Source organism: Pseudomonas sp. JAI115, assembly GCF_014200835.1.
Taxonomy (GTDB): domain Bacteria; phylum Pseudomonadota; class Gammaproteobacteria; order Pseudomonadales; family Pseudomonadaceae; genus Aquipseudomonas; species Aquipseudomonas putida_A.
Window position 1 is genome coordinate 165170 of the sequence record NZ_JACHCY010000003.1, and the last position, 19076, is coordinate 184245.

Below are 19076 nucleotides of genomic sequence, written 5' to 3' on the forward strand. Positions count from 1 at the left end.
CAAGTGCGGGACTACCTTAGTCACACATTCACTGGCCCCGGAAACTCAATCATGAAAGCTCGTACCGATTTCTACACCGCCTCCCCAGACGCCCTGAAAGCGATGATCGCACTGGAAACCGCGGTCTCGAAACTGCCGCTGGAAAAGACCCTGGTCGAACTGGTCAAGCTGCGCGCTTCGCAGATCAACGGCTGTGCGTTCTGCATCGACATGCACACCGCCGATGCAATCAAGGGCGGCGAAACTCCGCGTCGGCTGTTCGCCGTCACCGCGTGGCGTGAAGCGCCATTCTTCACCGAGCGCGAACGTGCTGCGCTGCTGTGGACCGAATCGCTGACCCAGCTGAGCCTGACCCACGCCCCGGACGAAGACTACGACATCGTCGCGGCGCAATTCACGCCCAAGGAAATGGTCGACCTGAGCGTGGCGATCAGCACCATCAACAGCTGGAACCGTCTGGCGGTGGGCTTCCGCAAAATCCCGCAGCTCTAAGCCCCAGACACAATCTTTTGTAGGAGTGAGCCTGCTCGCGATAGCGATTATCCGTTCAACATTAATGTTGAATGAACTGGCGCCATCGCGAGCAGGCTCACTCCTACAGGGGGCATGCATTGCAGATCTGGATCAATGCCCATCCGCACTCGGCGCGGCCGGTGGTTGTACCTTGCGCATCAAGGGCACCATCGCCGTGGCGACGATGAAGCACAGCATGATCATCAAAAAGGTATCGCCGTAGGTCTGGGTCTGCGCCTCGCGGTAGGTCAGCAGCCACAGTTGACGCAGGCCTGCGGTGACGCCGACGTCACCACTCTGACCCAGTGTCGCCAGATTGCCACCGACCTGCGCCAGCCACTGATTCATCGCCTCGTTGCTGCTGTTCAAATGCTCGGCCAAGCGGGTGAAGTGCAGGTTGGTGCGGTCATTGAGAATGGTCGCGCACGCGGCAATGCCGATCGCTCCGCCCAGATTGCGCATCAGGTTGAACAGCCCCGAAGCGTGCTTCAAGCGCGCCGGTGCCAAGCCCCCCAAGGTCAGCGTCACCGCCGGCGGCACCGCCAGTTGCTGAGCGATCCCGCGCAGCGCTTGCGGTAGCATCAACTGGCCGGAACCCCAGTCGTGGGTGATCGGACTGAACTCCCACATCGACACGGCAAACAAGCCCAGGCCGATCATCATGATCCAGCGCAGATCCATGCGATTGGCGAGAAAGGCGTACAGCGGAATCGCCATGATCTGGAACACCCCGGTGGAAAAAACCGCCAGACCAATGTCCAGTGCGCTGTAGCCTCGCACCCGGCCGAGAAACAGCGGGGTCAGGTAAATCGTCGCGAACAGACCGATCCCGGTGACAAAGGAAAAGAAACAGCCCAGGGCAAAATTGCGATCCTTGAGCGCGCGCAGATCGACGATCGGATTGGCCACGTGCAAGGTGCGTCCGATGAAGGCCAGACCCGCCAGACCGCTGATCCATGCCGTGGTCAGAATCGTTTGATCGCTGAACCAGTTCCAGCGCGGGCCTTCTTCGAGGGTGTATTCCAGGCAGCCGAGAAACAGCGCGAGAAACACCATGCTCAGGTAGTCCGCGCCCTTGAGCAGCGCCAGTTCCGGCTGGTCGATCTTCACCAGCATCGGCACGGCCACGGCGACGAAAATTCCCGGCACCAGGTTGATGTAGAACAGCCAGTGCCATGAGGAAATGTCGGTGATCCAGCCGCCGATCACCGGACCCAGGGTCGGCGCCAGCGAAGCCACCGCACCGATGGTCGCGGCGGCGATCACCCGTTGTTTGCCGCTGAAGAAAAAGAACGCGGTGGTGAACACCAACGGAATCATCGAGCCGCCAAGAAAGCCTTGCAGCGCGCGAAAGGCGATCATGCTCTGGATGTTCCAGGCCACGCCGCAGAGCAGGCTGGCCAGAGTAAAACCGACCGCCGAGGCGCAGAACAGCCAGCGTGTGGAGAACACCCGCGACAGCCAGCCCGACAGCGGGATCACAATGATTTCGGCGATCAGGTAACTGGTCTGCACCCACGCCGTTTCATCGGTGCCGGCCGAGAGCCCGCCGCCGATGTCACGCAGCGAGGCCGAGACGATCTGGATGTCCAGCAGCGCAATGAACATGCCGATGCACATCGTGGCGAAGGCGAACACTTTGGTCGCGGTGGCCATGTCGGCGGCGTTGAATGGTTGCGCCGGGGCGGTGAGGGCGGTGCTCATGGCGCGACGGCCACGGCGTTGGTTTCGGCTTGTGCGCGGGTGTCGACTTCAGCGGTAACCGACAGCCCCGGCCGCAGGTGACCGAGTACGCCGTCAGCCGGATCGAGCAGGATTCGCACCGGCACCCGCTGGACGATTTTGGTGAAGTTACCGGTGGCGTTCTCCGGCGGAAGCACGCTGAATTGCGAGCCGGTAGCCGGGGCGAGGCTGTCGAGGCGGCCGTGGAATTCCTGGCCGGAGAGCACGTCGGCACGGATGCTCACCCGTTGCCCGGGTTTCATCCGCGCCAGTTGATCCTCCTTGAAATTGGCATCGACCCACAGACCGCTGGCCGGCACCACCGACAGCTGTTGCGAACCCGCCTGGGCATAGGCGCCGACCCGCGCGCGGCGGTTGCCGATCACGCCATCAACCGGCGCGCGCAGTTCGGTGTAGCCGAGATTCAACTGCGCCAGATCACGCTCGGCGCGGGCCTGTTGCAGGGCGGCGCGGGCCTGTTGTTTCTGGGTGTCGATCACCGCCAGTTGGCGCTGGGCGGCAAGCAGTTCGGCCTGGGCGCGGGCACTCAGGGCCTGGGCGGTCTTGAAGGTGGCGTCGGCGCGTTGGGCGCTTTCCACCGACACGGCATTGGTGCTGACCAGACGTTTGTAACGCGCATTGTCATCCCGCGAGCGGGCGGTTTCGGCACCGGCGGCATCGATGCCGGCGCGGGCCTGGCCGATCACCGCTTGCTGCAGTTGTTCAGTGGCGTCGAGGTTGGCCAGCAGCGCCTCTTCGGCGGCAACGGCGCCCTCGGCTTTGGCGAGGCTGGCGCGATAGTCACGTGCGTCGAGGCGGATCAGCACGTCACCGGCCCTCACCGATTGGTTGTCGCTGACCAGCACTTCTTCGATGTAACCGGCGACCTTCGGCCCGATCACCGTCACGTCGCCACCGATGTAGGCATCGTCAGTCTCTTCAAGAAAACGCCCGGTGCCCCACCAATGACTGGCGTAAACGCCGACCACGACCAGCGCGACCAGGCCAGAGCCGGTCAGCAGCAGGCGTTTGCGCAGTGGCGGTTTGGCGGGGGTGACCGGGGCAGACAGGTCTGGCTCAACGGTTGGCATGCTGGTCATGGCGTAATACCTGCGGAAACGGGCTGTTATTACGGGTGTAATATGACGCAAGTAATATTTTGTGGCAATTATGTTTTTGTGCCAATCGTCAGTTGCTTACCCGGCCTCGGGGTTTGGAGCGGTTCCGACAAACGACAGCGCCCGTAATACGGGGCCAAATCTTCAAGAACTCGATGAAAGCCCTCGGGGAACCCCTGAGGCGGTGACGTTGAACGCAGTAAAATCAAATGTTTAAGAAATGTAAGCGTTGTAGGAAGCGTCTTGCATTTGTGTAGGAAGGCTCTGACTATCACTCGCATTGATGAGGTGGCATTACGCTACTTTATGATTGCAGGGATGTTGCGTGCCGTATTTGCTTTGCGCTGTTTTCCGTCGTCGTTCCACGCTTTGCCCGCTGTTGTCGGCCTTTGTGTTGAGTGTGTGTGCCTCCTCGATTCAAGCGGCTGATCCTGTTGTGCCGGGCCAGGAAGTGCTGCGCCAGCAGCAACAGCAACAGCGCGATCTGCAACAACTGCAGATGGAACAACGCAAGCGCCAACTGGAGCGCGGTGCGTTCGGTCCTGCGCCCGCCACCCCAGTGCTCCCGCAGACCGTCACCCCCGATGAACGCTGCTGGCCGCTAAGCGGCACGCGCATTGGTGGCGTCACGCTGATCGACAGCGCCAAGCTCAACGCCCGGATCAAACCGCTGCTGGCGCCGTGCATGGGCGTCGGCCAGATCAACCATCTGCTGGCGACCATCACCGCCGCCTACGTCGAGCAGGGCTACATCGCCAGCCGCCCGTACTTACTGAGCGCGCCAGCGGCGGGGCAGTCGCTGGACATCATGATCGACGAGGGCTACATCGAGTCCATCGAGCTGGCCGATCAGAGCCTGCCCGTTTCGCTGGGTGGCGCGTTCCCGCACATGCTCGGCCAGCCGCTGAACCTGCGCGATCTGGAGCAGGGTCTAGATCAGTTGAACCGCTTGCGTTCGATCGACCTGACCGCCGACATCGCCCCTGGCAGCCAGCCCGGCGCGTCGCGCATCATCCTGCGCTCGCGCACGGCCGGGCAGTCGCGCTGGGCGTTGGGCCTGGGCATGGACAACCTCGGCAGCGCCAGCACCGGGCGTGACCGCGATACCGTCAGCCTGAGCTTCGACAGCCCGCTGCAACTCAACGATCTGTTGAGCCTCAGCGCCAGCGACACGTTGAATCAGGGCGATCGCTACAGTCGCAACGCCAGCCTGTATTACGCGATTCCCTACGGCTACTGGACCTACAGCGCGTTCGCCAGCCATGCGGAATATCGCGCGCCGTTCAAGCTGCCCAGCGCAACCTTGTACAGCACCGGCATCACCGATCAACTGAGTCTGCGCGCCGACCGCGTTTTGTGGCGCGACCAGAGCCGTCAGCTCAGCGCCAACCTGCAACTGGCACACAAGGACGTCGACAGCTATCTGGAAAATGTCCGTCTGGGCATTCAAAGCCCGACCCTGACCGTGGCCGAAGCCGGACTCAATCTGTTCTGGCTCGACCGTGCGGTGTGGAACCTCGACTTCACTTACTCGCAAGGCCTGCGCTGGCTGGGCGCCGATGACGACGCCAATCACGCGGTCAGCAACCTGCCCAAAGCGCAGTTTCGCAAGTACCGCGCCGGCCTCAGCCAGTGGCGCAACGGCCAGTTCGGCGCGCAAGCGTGGCAGTGGCAGAGCCAGCTCAATCTGCAATACAGCCCCGACCCGTTGCCGGCCATCGAACAGTTGCTCGGCACCGACGATTCTGCGGTGCGCGGTTATCGGGTCAGCAGCGCATCCGGTGCCAGCGGCGCGATCTGGCGCAACACCTTGCGTCTGCCGCTGCGCAGCGATTGGCCGGTGCAGATCACCCCGCGCGTGGGCCTGGACAACGGCTGGCTCAAGGCCGATCACGGTGCTCAGGGCCAGCGCCTGAGCGGCGCCAGCGTCGGGCTGAATCTGGGCTGGAAGAATCTGCAAGTGGACGTCGATTACCAGCGCGCCCTCAACACCCCCAACGGTTTGCAGCACGAGCCAGAGACCTGGCTGATGCGCGTGGGGTTGCAGATATGAGCAGTACCGAGACTCATCAAGCAGTGAACAAGCAGCCGTCGGATCTGAGCGCGACAGCCACGGCCAAGACTAAATCGCGCGCCGTGATGCCGTACTTACATGGAGACGTTTTTATGCCAGCACACACCTTTGCATTCCATCTTTCTCCTCGGGGCAAACTGCGCTGGGCGATCGCCAGCCTGTTCTTCGCCGTGCACCTGCCCAGCGCCATCGCCGGCGGTGTGGTGGTCGCTCCCGGCCCCGGCGGCACCGCGCAATTGCAGACCCAGGGCGGCGTGCCCATCGTCAATATCGTCGCGCCCAACGGCTCGGGCCTGTCGCACAACCAGTTCCTTGACTACAACGTCGACCGTCAGGGCCTGGTGCTGAACAACGCCTTGCAGGCCGGGCAATCGCAGCTCGCCGGGCAACTGGCAGCCAACCCGCAACTGCAGGGCCAGGCGGCGAGCGTGATCCTCAACGAGGTGATCAGCCGCAACCCTTCGGCCATCAACGGCGCCCAGGAAATCTTCGGCCGCGCCGCCGATTACGTGCTGGCCAACCCCAACGGCATTTCGGTGAACGGCGGCAGTTTCATCAACACGCCGAACGCGAGTCTGCTGGTCGGTCGTCCGGAGTTGAACGACGGCAAACTGCAAGCCTTGAACACCCGCGACGCCAGCGGTCAGTTGCAGATCCACAGTGGCGGCCTGCGTAATGCCGAGGGTTCGGTCAATCTGATCGCCCCGCGTATTGACAGCCAGGGCCGCATCGATGCCCGCGATCAGTTGAACCTCACCGTCGGGCGCAATCAGGTCGATTACGCCAGCGGTCAGGTCAAAGCCGTGGATCCGGCGGGCAACACCAAAGATCAACGCATCGACGCCAGCCTGTTCGGTGCGATGCAGGCCGGGCGCATCAACATCGTCAGCACCGCCGAAGGCGCGGGCGTGCGTGTGGGGGCGGTGCAAGTGGCCGGGCGTGACGGCGTGCAGATCCGCTCGGCTGGCGACCTGAGTGTCAGCGGTGAAGCCATCCCCAACAGCCTCGAAGTGACGCGTGCCAGCATTCGCAGCAGTCAGGGTGATGTCGGCCTGCACAGCGGCAACGACCTGACGCTGGCCGCCACCGACGTCAGTGGTCGCGACGTCAACGTCAATGCCAAGCGCAACCTGACCCTGAGCAGCGTCGAAAGCCGCAAGCTTCAGCAGACGCGAGAAAACTGGAGCAACAGCACCATCGGCATCACTTGGGAAACCTACGATCGCACCCAGACCGACAGTGAAACTCGCCAGCACGGCAGCCAGATCGTCGCTAGCCGCGACGCCAGGCTGACCTCCGGCAAAGACACCGAACTCAAAGCGGCCAAGGTTGAAGCGGCGAAAAATCTCGATGTGCAGAGTGGCGGCGATCTGCGCCTGACAGCTGCCACCGAAAGCCACACCCAGACTGATCAGGGCAACCATCGCAAGCATCTGTGGAAGGCCGACTGGAACAACAGCAGCGAAGAACAGCGCAGCATCGGCAGTCAGTTGAAGGGCGGCAATATCGCTCTGCAAACCGCCGCGTTGCTGCGCGCCGAAGGTGCCGAACTGAACAGCACCGGCGATGTGAAACTGGCGGGCAAGCAAGTGGACGTCACCACGGCCACGCGCACCAGTCGCAGCAATAACAACAGTTACTCCGGCGACCTGGTTGGCGGCGGATTCTTCGGCAAGACCGGTGATGCCGACAAGGGCCATTCCCGGCATCAGGGCAGCAAAATCAATGCGGCCGGCAAACTGATCGTCAAGGCTGACGACGTGCGCATCAGCGGCAGCCAGGTCCGTGGCGGCACCGAGGCCAGCGTGATCAGCGATCAGGGTTCGCTGGTGATCGACGGCGTGCAGGACACTTCGCACAGCAACAACCACGACAAGGACAGCAAATTCTTCGGCATCACCAAGGACGAGTCGCGGCAGAATTCCAGGGACAGCACCACGGTGCGCAGCGAGCTGGTTTCCGACAGCAATCTCAAGCTCAAAAGCGCCAAGGACATCGAAGTGGCCGGCTCTACGGTCAAGGCTGGTGGCGTGCTGACGGCGGACGCAGCGGGTGATGTGAACGTGCATTCCACGCAGAACAGCCACGCCAGCAGCTCGACCACCGAGACCCGTGGCTTCGATGCCTACGCCAAAGAGCAAACGCCGGAGCAATATCGCGCCGGGGTGCACTACGAAGACAAGCGGCAGACCGTCACCCGCAACGACGTCGACCAGCAGGGCTCGAGCCTCAGCGGTGGCAGCGTGCAGGTTAAAGCGGACGGCGATCTGACGATCAAGGGCGGTGAAGTCAAATCCACTGCTGGCGACACTACGCTGAGCGGCAAGAACGTGTCGTTGCTGGCCGAACAGGACAGCCACAAAACGTCGACCGACACCTCCAGCACTGGCGGCGGCTTCTACTACACCGGCGGCCTCGACCGCGCCGGCAGTGGTGTCGATTTTGCCCACAGCACCACGCAAGACAGCAGCAGCAAAACCAGCGCGCAAACCACCAACATGCAGAGCAGCGGCGACCTGAACATCAACGCCGACAAGCTGGTGACCGAAGGCGCGCAGGTCAAGGCTGGCAACGGTCTGAACGTCGCGGCCAACGAGATCGACAACCGCGCCGCCAGCAACACCGAAAGCAGCAGCCACAACCAGAGCAACTGGTCGGCGGACATCGGCGCCAACGTCGAGTACAAGGACATCGCCCGCCCGATTGCCGGTGCAGTCAAGGATGTGCTCAACGGCAAGGTGCCGGACAAGGAAGCCCTGAGCAATCTCGGCCAGCCGAACGTCGGCCTCGACGTGGCGATCGGTCACGGCCGCGCCGACAAGACCGAGCACAACAGCAACGCCGTGGTCAGCCGTTTCGACGGCGGCAGCGTCGAGGTGAAAACTGCCGGCACCCTGCACGACCAGGGCACTCAGTACAGCGCCAGCAACGGCAAGGTCAACATCAGCGCCGACAAACTGGTGGCCGATGCCGCGAGCAACACCCACAGCAGCACCGATAACTCAGTGGACGCCAAGGTCGACGTGCGGGTCTACACCAAGACCGGCGAAGACGTGAACGTCGCCGGCAGCGGCGCGGGTGGCAACAGCTACAGCAGCAAGGACAGCAGCACCGCGGTGGTCGGCGGTTTTGCCGGCAGCCAAGGCGTGAACATCAAGGTGGGCGGTGACGCGCAGTTCGCCGGCAGCCGTTTCGACGGCGGGCAGGGCGGAGTGAACATCAAGACTGGCGGCGATCTGGCGCTGAATCAGGCAAACGACCGTCAGAGCAGCAGCGACTCCAGCCTGCGCGGCAACGGCTCGCTGACGGTCGGCACCTTGCCGGGCACCGACGGCACCAACGTCGACCTCGGCGCTGGCTTCCAGCTTGACCACACCGGCAAACAGACCTCTGACACTCAGGCTCACGTGGCGAGCATCAGCGGCAAAGGCCCGGTACAACTGAGCAGCGGTGGCAATCAGGTCCAGCAAGGCACGCAGATCGACAGCGCCGGCGGCATTGAGCTGCACGCTGACGGCAAGCTTGATCTGCAAGCGGCCGTTGATACCCACACCGCGACTGGCAGCAATCTCGGCGGCGGCTTGAAGGGCGGCGGCAGCAAATCCAGCAGCGAGAAAAGTCGCGATCAGGGCGGTAATCTGAGCGGCAACTTCAACATCGGCCGCATCAACGAAAACTCGCAAACCCTGACCGGTGGCCAGCTCAACAGCCAGAGCCAAATCGCCTTGAGCGGTGACGCGGTGCACCTGCAAGGCACGCAAGTCGGCGCGCCGAAAGTCAGCATCGATGCGCAGAAGGGCGGTTACGTTCAAGAGTCGGCGCAGTCCACCGAGAGTCGCAATAACTGGAACGTTGCGCTGAATGCCGGCGGCAACCTCAGCAGCAAGACCCCGACCGCTGCCGACGAAAAGGCCAGCAGCGATCACGGCTTCAATGTCGGGGCCAAGATTGGTGTCGATTATCTGCAAGGCACCACCCAGCAAAACAGCCAGATCAAGGCTGACAGCGTGGTGCTCAACAGCGCAGGCGATGCACAGCTGTCGGGCGCGCGGATCGACGCGAACACTGTCGGCGGCAAGGTCGCCGGTGATCTGATCGTCGAAAGCCGCCAGGACTCGACGACCCAGGCCAAGGTCGATGTTGATCTGGGCCTGACGGCGAAGAAAAATCCACCGAGCGACAAGGAAAAGCTCGCCGGCACCGACTATAAACCGACGCTGAAAGCGCAAGGCGAATACGCGCACAAGGACAGCGTGGTGCAGGCATCCGGCATCAGTGGCAATCAGGGTGTGAAGTTGAACGTTGGTGGTGGTACGCAGCTGACCGGCGCACGGATTTCATCGACGGACGGCAAGGTCGATCTGGGCGCTTCGAAGGTCGTTGGCAGCGATCTGGTCAACCGTGACTACGGGGTGAAAGCCGGACTGGACCTGCCGCAGAAAACCGAGGAGAACGCACCGAAGGTGTCGTTTGATAACGGCAATCTGAAAGTCGGCCCGGTGACCCTGAGCGGCAATCTGGACAGCCAGACCCTACAGGCCGGGATCGACGAAAAAGGCTGAGCAGCACCGCTGTAAAAACTGTGGGAGGGGGCTTGCTCGCGAAGGCGGTGGTTCAGTCGATAAATTAGCTGACTGAATTGACGCTTTCGCGAGCAAGCCCGCTCCCACATTGGTTTTCTGTCTCGACCCGATCTGGCGGTCAGCTCGAAGCCTTCGCCTTACCCGCACTCATCAGCACGACCACCGCCAGCAGCGCGGACAGGATCGAACCCAGCAACACGCCGACCTTCACCGAATCGACCAGATGCGGCGCGCCCGGGAAGGCCAGTGCGCCAATGAACAGGCTCATGGTGAAGCCGATCCCGCAGAGCAGGGCGACGCCGTACAGCTGCAGCCAGCTCGCGCCTTGCGGCAGTTGTGCCAGACCACTGCGAATCGCCAGGGCGCCGAGGCCGAGGATACCGATCTGCTTGCCGAACAACAGGCCCAGCGCCACGCCCAGCGGCACCGGCTCAAGCAGGTTGCTCGGAGAAATGCCGGTCAGCGACACACCCGCGTTGGCGAAGCCGAAAATCGGCACCACGGCGAACGCCACCCACGGATGCATTTTTTCTTCGAGGTACAGCAGCGGCGAGTTGTGCTCGTCTTCGGGATTTCCCAGCGGAATGCACAGGGCCAGAATCACCCCGGCGAGGGTCGCGTGGATCCCCGATTGCAGCATGAAGAACCACAGGAAGGCGCCGGCGATCAGGTATGGCCAAAGTTTTCTGACACCGCAGCGGTTGAGGATCACCAGCAGTGCAATCACTGCCAACGAGGCCAGCAGCATGCTCACCGACAGGCCGCTGGTGTAGAAAATCGCGATGATCACCACTGCGCCCAGGTCATCGAGGATGGCCAGCGCCGAGAGGAAGATTTTCAGCGACACGGGCACCCGTTTGCCCAGCAGCGACAGCACGCCCAGGGCGAAAGCAATGTCGGTGGCGGCGGGGATCGCCCAACCGCTCAGGGTCTGCGGATTGCCCCAGTTGATCGCGACGTAGATCAGGGCCGGGACCAGCATCCCGCCCAGCGCGGCGAAGCCCGGCAGCGCGCGCTGACCCCAGGTCGACAACTGACCGGCGAGCATTTCGCGCTTGATCTCCAGGCCCACCAGCATGAAGAAGATCGCCATCAGGCCATCATTCACCCAATGCTCGATCGACAGACCGGCGATCTTGATGTGCAAGGTCGAGAAATACGTGGCCGCCCAAGGCGAGTTGGCGACCAGCAGCGCGGCCAGGGCAGCGGCCATCAGAATCAGGCCACCGGCGGATTCGGCAGCGAAAAAACGCGAGAGAAAGGCCAGGGCAGAAGGCGACTCCTGGCGGGCAGGGGCAGTCTGCAGGCGTGACGGATCGTGGCTCATAGGCACAGCAACTCCGCGCGGCGGCCCGACCTGCGCTGAATTAAACCTGCCCTGCCGCGTTGTTGCGGTGGCACCCGGGCGGCATTTTACACAATAGGTGGGACGGCTGCGAAAAACTCGACGACGTGGGTCGCTGCCCGGCAATTTCTCGATACGTGGAAATTGGCTTCCTGATGTGTGCTTAGCTGTGCGCCGTCCGTTTAAGCCTCTGACCCTTTATAAAAATGAAAACAACCCTCGTCGCCTTATTCGCTTTGTTATCAGTCATTCAGACCTCCCTGTCCGTGGCAGAAAATGCCAACGGCAAAAATCTTTATGTCCAGCGCTGTGCTGTGTGCCACGGCGCCGATATCAAGGCAACCGGGCCATTGGCCAATAAAAGCAATCCGCCAACGCCTGACCTGACAACAGCCACCTTCAAGAAACGCCTTAAGGATTATCCGGGCGTCATCGTGTCCTCGATCATCCTTCTTCCCAATGGAAACCTGATTCCAAAAACCTTGCAGGACAACGGCGTGAAGATCGCGCCGCACGCCTGGAGCGTTCAGGATTTTCGCGATCTGCATCAATACATGAGTGAGGTGATTGCAAAAGCACGATGACCTGGAGATGAACGGCGGATCGGGTCTCCAAGGAATGAATTGCCGGCCTTAATAGGAAGCATTACTATTCACGCCCTTTCCACAGCACGCCGTTATGAACCCCATGCTGCCCCGCAGACCCGGCTTTTTCGAGCATTACGAAGAGTTGATCGGCACCTGGACCCGGCGTCTGCGCAATCGCGCGCAGGCCGAGGATCTGGCGCACGACACCTTTGTGCGGGTGCTCGAATCCGATTCGGCGGCGGTGCAGCAGCCACGGGCGTATCTGCACCAGACCGCACGCAACATCGCGGTCGACGGTTATCGGCGTGAGGATCGACGGGAAGCCATGGAGTCGCAGGCGATCGATCACAGTGTGTCGTCCACCGGCGACCCGGAGCATTACATGCAGGCGATCCAGTTGGCCGACTCCATCGAACGGGCGCTGCAGGAACTGCCGCTCAACTGCCGGAAGATTTTCGTCTGGCAGAAGATCGAAGGGCTGACCCAGGCGGAAATCGCCGAACGCCTTGGGCTGTCGAGGAACATGGTCGAAAAGTATATGATCCGCACCCTGCGCCACTTGCGCGATCGCCTCGACGGCATGCAGTCATGAGCGGCCGCCGCTTTTCATCCCCAGCCCGACAGGACATTCCATGATGGATACCCGTGATTGCGCGTGCGGGCAAACAACGGTGCGCGATGAAGCGGCACGCTGGTTTGTGCGTTTGCAGGAACCGCTGATCAGCGCCGAGGAACAACAGCGTTTCGACGCCTGGCTGAACCAGCATCCGCAGCACCGTGACGAATTCCAGTTGCTGCAAGGCTTGTGGACGGCGGCCGATCTGCTGCCGGCGCCACGCCTCAAGGCCCTCGTTGAAACCCCGCCGGCCCGTCGCGAACGTCGCCCGCTGCTGCGCTATGCCGTGGCCGCCAGTGTGCTGGCGGTGGCGCTCGGCCTCGGTCTGTTCAGCGGTCTGAATCACCCCGACGGCTACAGCGCCGAGTTCGCGACGGCGCTGGGTGAGCGCAAGCACGTGGCGCTGCCGGACAGATCGGTGATCGACCTGAACAGCCGCAGCCGTCTGCAGGTGCGTTTTGAGAAGGATCGGCGGCTCATTGAATTGAGTGAAGGCGAGGCGCTGTTCAGCGTTCAGCACGACACGGCGCGGCCGTTCGTGGTCGAGGCCGGCAGTGGCAAGGTCACCGTGACCGGCACGCGTTTCGATGTGCGCCGCGATGTCACGCAAACCCGGGTCGCGGTGGAGCAGGGCACGGTCAAGGTGCAGGGGCGCAATGCGCCGGACAACGAGTTCATCAACTTGACGGCAGGTCTCGGTACCCACGTCGATGCCGAGGGTCGCGTCGCCGCCGCATATGCGGTCAACCCCGCCGAACTGACGGCGTGGCGCAGCGGCAAACTGGTGTTCAACAACGCCAGCCTCGGCGAAGTGGCAGCGGAAGTTTCGCGTTATCGCGACAAGCCACTGACGGTCAGCAACCCGGCCGTGGCCAGTCTGCGCCTGACCAGCGTGTTCAAATCCGACAACACCGACGCCTTGCTCAAGGCCCTGCCAAACATCCTGCCGGTGGCCGTCCGAACCCTGGCTGATGGCAGTCAGGAAATAATTTCAAAATAACATTCAGGTTTTTTTCGAGTTCATCGTCTTCCTGTTTAACTGCAACTGGTTTGCATTAACAGACGCACACTCTTGCGCTCCACAGGACTACGTTCGACGTGAAAAACACCTCAACCAACAACAAAAAATCCCCCTGGTTACCGCTGGCCCTGGCGTTGGCGGTCAACGCCGCCGTGCCGCTGGCCTTCGCCGCTGAAGCCATTCACATCCGCGCCCAGCCGTTGGGCCAGGCCCTGAGTGAACTGGGCCAGCAAACTTCGCTGCAAGTGTTTTTCAGCCCGGAACTGGTCGCCGGCAAACAGGCACCCGCGGTCGATGGCAACATTTCCCCCGAGCAGGCGTTGCGCCAATTGCTTCAGGGCAGCGGCCTCGACTATCAGATCAACGAAGGCTCGGTGACTTTGGCTCCAGTCGCGACCGCCGCCAGCAACGGCCCGCTGGAACTGGGCGTGACCGACATCAAAGTGGTCGGCGACTGGCTCGGTGACGCCGACGCCGCCGTGGTGCAGAACCACCCGGGCGCACGCACGGTGATCCGCCGCGAAGCCATGGTCGAGCAAGGCGCGATGAACGTCAGTGACGTGCTCAAGCGCGTGCCCGGTGTGCAGGTGCAGGACTCCAACGGCACCGGCGGCAGCGACATCGCGCTGAACGTCGGCGTGCGTGGCCTGACTTCGCGCCTCTCGCCACGCTCCACGGTGCTGATCGACGGCGTGCCGGCCGCGTTCGCGCCGTACGGCCAGCCGCAGCTGTCGATGGCGCCGATCTCCTCGGGCAACCTCGACAGTATCGACGTGGTACGCGGTGCCGGTTCCGTGCGTTACGGCCCGCAAAACGTCGGCGGGGTGATCAACTTCGTCACCCGCGCCATTCCGGAAAAAGCCACCGGGGAAATCGGCACCACCCTGGAGACCACCCGTTACGGCGGCTGGAAGCACATCGACACGGCGTTCCTCGGCGGCACTGCCGACAACGGCATGGGCGTGGCGCTGTTGTATTCCGGGGTCAACGGCAACGGTTACCGCGAGCGCAACAACGACAACGACATCGACGACGTGCTGCTCAAGACCCATTGGGCGCCGACCGATCAGGACGATTTCAGCCTCAACTTTCATTACTACGACGCCAGCGCCGACATGCCCGGCGGCCTGACGCAGAAGCAGTACGACGACAAACCGTATGATTCGGTACGCGATTACGACAACTTCAGCGGTCGGCGCAAAGACGTGTCGTTCAAGTGGATTCGGCAGATCGACGAGCGTACTCAGGCAGAAATCCTTACCTATTACACCGACAGCTTTCGCGGCAGCACCATCGCCGCCCGCGACCAGAAAACCCTCAGCTCGTACCCGCGTTCCTACTACACCCTCGGTGTCGAACCGCGTGTGTCGCGGGTGTTTGACGTCGGCCCGACCACGCAGGAAGTCAGCGTCGGTTATCGCTACCTGAAAGAGGCGATGCACGAACAGTCGAGCCGTCTGGCGCTGGTCAACAATCAGCCGGTGGTCACGCCGACGTCCGACGGCCATGTGTTCCAGGACCGCACCGGCGGCACCGAGGCCAACTCGGTGTACGTCGACAACAAGATCGACGTCGGCAACTGGACAATCACTCCGGGCATTCGCTTCGAACACATCAGCACCGACTGGCATGACCGCGCCGTGCTCGACACTGCAGGCAAACGCGTGCCGGAGAAAAACCGCAGCATCGAAAGCAACGAACCGCTGCCGGCGCTGAGCGTGATGTATCACCTGTCGGACGCGTGGAAACTGTTCGCCAACTACGAAACCTCGTTCGGCAGCCTGCAGTATTTCCAGCTTGGCCAGGGCGGTTCGGGTGACCAGACCGCCAACGGCCTGGAACCGGAAAAAGCCAAGACCTACGAGATCGGTACGCGCTACAACGATGACGTGTGGGGCGGGGAAGTGACGCTGTTCTACATCGACTTCGATGACGAACTGCAATACATCAGCAACGATGTCGGCTGGACCAACCTCGGCGCGACCAAGCACCAGGGCATCGAAGCGTCGGTGCACTACGACATGGCAGCGCTCGATCCGCGTCTCGACGGTCTGACCGCCAACGCCGGTTTCACCTACACCCGTGCGACTTACGAAGGTGAGATTCCGGGCTTCAAGGGCCGTGATCTGCCGTTCTATTCGCGGCAGGTGGCGACCGTGGGCTTGCGTTACGACGTCAATCGCTGGACCTACAACATCGACGGTTTCGCCCAGTCGAAACAGCGCTCGCCGGGCACCGGGGTCAACGCCGATGGCAGCTTCAACGGCAACTACATCACCGAAGGCACGGCCGACGGGCAGTACGGCGACATCCCGGGTTACGTGACCTGGAACGTGCGCGGCGGGTATGACTTCGGGCCGCAAGTGTCGAATCTGAAACTGGGTGCCGGGGTGAAAAACGTCTTCGACAAGCAGTACTTCACCCGCTCCAGCGACAACAATTCGGGGATGTATGTCGGTGCGCCGCGTACGTTCTTCGTGCAGGCCAGTGTAGGTTTCTAAGGCGCTGTTGTGGCTGAATCGGTTTCACACGGTTCAGCCACAAAAAGCCTGAAGCTATTGAGGGATCAGAAACTCGATGGTCGGCCCGGGATTCCCGGCCAGGTCTGCGCCTTTGAGGCAGACGTTCTTTCGGCCATTGGCAATGGAAACATGGAACACGCCTGTGGAGGGTGATACGCGTTGAAATCCCTGCCCGTCATTGCAATTGATGCTCCCTGGCTGGCCGTACTTGTATTGAAATCGGGCGGGATCCAGATCCGGTGAAACCGGAAATACCCTGATGTCGTATTCGTCGCCACCTACCGCTTCGACCTTATAGGCAGGCTTCAGCGGTGCGGGCGCGTCCATCATCCAGCGCCAGTAGACGCTGGGTGTTCTTCCGGCCCATTGCTTGGGTACGTCCGTAGGCCGCTGTTGGCCAATCAGGCAGAGAAAGTACAAGCCTGAGCCGTCTTTAAGTTCATGACTCAATTGATTATCGGCGTCCGGTGCAGCCGTTCGCACTTGGCTATAGCCATCAAGGTTCTGACATTCGTCCAGAGTGCGCGTAAAGCGATAGCGGTAGTAAGGCGCGGTTGTGGTGAACGTTTGCAGCCATCGCCAAGGCACGACTTGTCCATGTTCGTCGCGCTCGAGCTTGATGTAATCGCTGTTTTGCGACGAACCAGGAAACGACCAGTTCTCGCCCAGCGAACAACCGTCCAGACGTGGATTGAAATGTCCGTTGGCGAAACAGGCGTCCAGCCCATCGGTTGTGGAGGCGTAATTGGTATTGCTGCGTTTGTTGACCTGTCCCGCCACGACTTCGCAGGGCGCGCCCTTGTCGCAGCGATTGCGGTCACTCCCGCGAGTGGTGGTGCCGAGCACACCCACAATTTCATTGGTGTAACGCGCAAGCAGTGGCGAGCCTGACAGCCCGCTGACAACATCGAGACAACGGTTGCTCAGTTGTCCGACCCAACGCCATGGGCCTTCAATAATCGCCGCCGAGTGTTCTTGTTTGCAGGCCATGCGCTGAATGAAACCGTTCATGGGCGCGCCGGTGATCAGAATATCGTCTTCGCTGACCAATGGGGTCCGCGCCAGTTTCAACGGCTGGATACCGTCTCTGATCAACTGTTCCAGAGGCTGTTCAAGCTCAATGATAGAGAGGTCTTGACCGCGTAGCGTGCTCCAGCCAATGCGACTGACCGTGTAGGAACGGCTTTGCGGTTGCGTGTCGAAAAAATAATTGAACGTCACCCGACCCTTTGCAGGTTGATTGACGATGATCTCGTTATTGCCTATCTCCGGATGTGTGCAGTGTCCGGAGGTCAGCACATAGGCGGGTTGCGATACTGCTCCGGGTTCTCGAGTGTCAATCAGCGTGCCGGAGCAGGTCATGCCGTCTTCAACTTCAACACGGCCAATGGCTTGCCAATGCGCATAGTTCCCGCCGGCATTGGCCAGGCGCTCAGCGGGCGCAAAATTGGCAGTGCCTTCACCCCAGTCGTATCGATTAACGGAAGCGCATCCCTGGATAATAGTGATTAGCGCAATAACTGATCCTGTTCCAATGTTCATGCCGGATTTCCTTTTCTCCTGAGCTGGAAATCAACCCTATGATTGGGGGCAGGGCTTGTCTACTGTCAAACCTGACAGGTACCGCGCCAATGTTCAGACTTTCAAGGTCTTGCCGCCGATGGCCACCGCCACCAACAACACCGCCATCAAGCCAAACGCAAAACTCAAACTGCTGGCATGCGCGACAAAACCGATCACCGCCGGCCCCGCCAGAATCCCTGCGTAACCCAGCGTGGTGATTGCCGGCACCGCAATGCTTTCCGGCATCACCGTCTGCTTGCCCACCGCCGTATACAGCACCGGCACGATGTTCGAGCAGCCGGCGCCGACCAGCGCATAACCGAGCAGCGCGGCTTCCCAGCTCGGGGTGAAGGTCGCCAGAAACAGGCCTGCCGCTGCCAGCAGCCCGCCAAACAGAATGATCCGCGTAGCCCCGACACTGCGCACGATCCGGTCACCCAGAAGGCGTCCCACCGTCATGGTCAGGGCAAATGCGGCGTAACCCAAGCCCGCATACGCCGTGTCGATCCCGCGTTCCTGGGCGAGGAACACCGCGCTCCAGTCCAGCGCTGCGCCTTCGGTGAGGAACACGATGAAACACATCCCGCCGATGAACAGCACGATGCCGTGGGGAATGGCGAATGCCGGGCCCGAGCTTTCACTGCCGTACGGCAGCATGTGCGGCACCGCTTTGAACAGCGCGCCGATCAACACCGCCACCACCACCAGCATCGCCGCCAGTGGCGTCAGGCCGAGGCCGAGGAGGGCGCTGACACCGGCCGCGCCGACAATTCCGCCGAGGCTGAACAGGCCATGAAACCCCGACATCATATTCTTGCCACTGGCCCGCTCGACGATCACCGCTTGCAGGTTGACGGTCGAATCCACCGTGCCCAACCCGGCGCCGAACATGAACAGCGTGGCGATCAGCGCCGGTATCGACGACACCGTCGCCAGCAACGGCAGCGCCGCGCAAATCAGCAGGGTGCCGCCGGTGGCGACTTTGCGGCAGCCAAAGCGCGTGGCGAGAATCCCCGCCAGTGGCATCGCCAGAATCGAGCCGACCCCCAGGCACAGCAGCAGAAGGCCCAACGTACCCTCATCGAGTCCGGCGCGGGCCTTGGCGTACGGCACCAGTGGCGCCCACGCGGCAATTCCCAGGCCGGCGATGAAAAAAGCGATGCGCGTCGACATCTGTTGCAGGCGTCCGGGGACGAAGGTGTCTTGGGGGTTGAGGCTGGTCATATCGATCCTTGGCAAAAAACGTCGCGTCCCCGAATGACAGTGATAGCGCGTCGAGGTTCGATCGCAGGTCTCGGGGGCGGTGCAGCCGACATCCTAACCTGTGGGAGCGAGCTTGCTCGCGAATGCGGTGGTTCAGGCGATGAGATTGGTGGCTGATACGCCGCTTTCGCGAGCAGGCTCGCTCCCAC

The 19076-nt window shown here is 61.8% G+C and carries 12 protein-coding genes; 7 read left to right on the forward strand and 5 right to left on the reverse strand.

Going from position 1 to position 19076, the window contains the following annotated elements; translation table 11 throughout:
• The first annotated feature begins 51 nt into the window (after positions 1–51).
• Positions 52–492, forward strand: coding sequence for a carboxymuconolactone decarboxylase family protein (locus HDC30_RS08775; RefSeq protein WP_115990283.1), 441 nt, complete (start codon positions 52–54; stop codon positions 490–492).
• A 132-nt stretch (positions 493–624) separates the two neighbouring features.
• Here the strand turns inward: HDC30_RS08775 and HDC30_RS08780 are convergent, their stop codons facing one another.
• Complete coding sequence (locus HDC30_RS08780) at positions 625–2217, reverse strand: DHA2 family efflux MFS transporter permease subunit (protein WP_183782357.1); 1593 nt, start codon at positions 2215–2217, stop codon at positions 625–627.
• Positions 2214–3335 carry an HlyD family secretion protein gene (locus HDC30_RS08785; protein WP_183782358.1) on the reverse strand — a complete coding sequence of 374 codons (1122 nt, stop codon included), beginning with the start codon at positions 3333–3335 and terminating at the stop codon, positions 2214–2216. The genes HDC30_RS08780 and HDC30_RS08785 overlap by 4 nt, the downstream gene beginning before the upstream one ends.
• Before the next feature lie 343 nt (positions 3336–3678).
• Here HDC30_RS08785 and HDC30_RS08790 point away from each other — a divergent pair, with 343 nt between their 5' ends.
• Both HDC30_RS08790 and HDC30_RS08795 read left to right on the forward strand, forming a co-directional pair.
• The gene (locus HDC30_RS08790; RefSeq protein WP_183782360.1) at positions 3679–5406 is read left to right on the forward strand and encodes a ShlB/FhaC/HecB family hemolysin secretion/activation protein; all 1728 of its coding nucleotides are present in this window, start codon (positions 3679–3681) and stop codon (positions 5404–5406) included.
• A gap of 113 nt (positions 5407–5519) precedes the next feature.
• Entirely contained in the window at positions 5520–9989 is a 4470-nt protein-coding gene (locus HDC30_RS08795) for a hemagglutinin repeat-containing protein (protein ID WP_183782365.1), read from the forward strand.
• Between the two features lie 139 nt (positions 9990–10128).
• On the opposite strand, the gene nhaA is transcribed toward HDC30_RS08795, so the two are convergent.
• Entirely contained in the window at positions 10129–11337 is a 1209-nt protein-coding gene (gene nhaA / locus HDC30_RS08800) for a Na+/H+ antiporter NhaA (RefSeq protein WP_183782368.1), read from the reverse strand.
• 224 nt (positions 11338–11561) lie between these two features.
• On the opposite strand from nhaA, the gene HDC30_RS08805 reads away from it, so the two are divergent.
• From HDC30_RS08805 to HDC30_RS08820, 4 genes are all read left to right on the forward strand, one after another.
• Entirely contained in the window at positions 11562–11939 is a 378-nt protein-coding gene (locus HDC30_RS08805) for a c-type cytochrome (protein ID WP_183782371.1), read from the forward strand.
• Between the two features lie 94 nt (positions 11940–12033).
• Positions 12034–12534: a sigma-70 family RNA polymerase sigma factor gene (locus HDC30_RS08810; RefSeq protein WP_003223490.1), complete on the forward strand. Its 501-nt coding sequence runs from the start codon at positions 12034–12036 to the stop codon at positions 12532–12534.
• A gap of 40 nt (positions 12535–12574) precedes the next feature.
• Positions 12575–13558, forward strand: coding sequence for a FecR family protein (locus HDC30_RS08815; RefSeq protein ID WP_183782373.1), 984 nt, complete (start codon positions 12575–12577; stop codon positions 13556–13558).
• Positions 13559–13656: 98 nt separating this feature from the next.
• Positions 13657–16080: a TonB-dependent receptor gene (locus HDC30_RS08820; RefSeq protein WP_183782376.1), complete on the forward strand. Its 2424-nt coding sequence runs from the start codon at positions 13657–13659 to the stop codon at positions 16078–16080.
• A 54-nt stretch (positions 16081–16134) separates the two neighbouring features.
• Here the strand turns inward: HDC30_RS08820 and HDC30_RS08825 are convergent, their stop codons facing one another.
• Positions 16135–17643, reverse strand: a complete 1509-nt coding sequence (locus HDC30_RS08825) for a serine protease (protein ID WP_183782379.1) — start codon at positions 17641–17643, stop codon at positions 16135–16137.
• 93 nt (positions 17644–17736) lie between these two features.
• Positions 17737–18888: an MFS transporter gene (locus tag HDC30_RS08830; protein WP_183782383.1), complete on the reverse strand. Its 1152-nt coding sequence runs from the start codon at positions 18886–18888 to the stop codon at positions 17737–17739.
• Between the last annotated feature and the right edge of the window lie 188 nt (positions 18889–19076).

What these genes read in the sequence shown, in the direction of transcription:
- HDC30_RS08775 (WP_115990283.1), top strand. Translation starts at nt 52, where the DNA reads ATGAAAGCTCGTACCGATTTCTACACCGCCTCCCCAGACGCCCTGAAA.
- HDC30_RS08780 (WP_183782357.1), bottom strand. Translation starts at nt 2,217, where the DNA reads ATGAGCACCGCCCTCACCGCCCCGGCGCAACCATTCAACGCCGCCGAC.
- HDC30_RS08785 (WP_183782358.1), bottom strand. Translation starts at nt 3,335, where the DNA reads ATGACCAGCATGCCAACCGTTGAGCCAGACCTGTCTGCCCCGGTCACC.
- HDC30_RS08795 (WP_183782365.1), top strand. Translation starts at nt 5,520, where the DNA reads ATGCCAGCACACACCTTTGCATTCCATCTTTCTCCTCGGGGCAAACTG.
- nhaA (WP_183782368.1), bottom strand. Translation starts at nt 11,337, where the DNA reads ATGAGCCACGATCCGTCACGCCTGCAGACTGCCCCTGCCCGCCAGGAG.
- HDC30_RS08805 (WP_183782371.1), top strand. Translation starts at nt 11,562, where the DNA reads ATGAAAACAACCCTCGTCGCCTTATTCGCTTTGTTATCAGTCATTCAG.
- HDC30_RS08810 (WP_003223490.1), top strand. Translation starts at nt 12,034, where the DNA reads ATGAACCCCATGCTGCCCCGCAGACCCGGCTTTTTCGAGCATTACGAA.
- HDC30_RS08815 (WP_183782373.1), top strand. Translation starts at nt 12,575, where the DNA reads ATGATGGATACCCGTGATTGCGCGTGCGGGCAAACAACGGTGCGCGAT.
- HDC30_RS08825 (WP_183782379.1), bottom strand. Translation starts at nt 17,643, where the DNA reads ATGAACATTGGAACAGGATCAGTTATTGCGCTAATCACTATTATCCAG.
- HDC30_RS08830 (WP_183782383.1), bottom strand. Translation starts at nt 18,888, where the DNA reads ATGACCAGCCTCAACCCCCAAGACACCTTCGTCCCCGGACGCCTGCAA.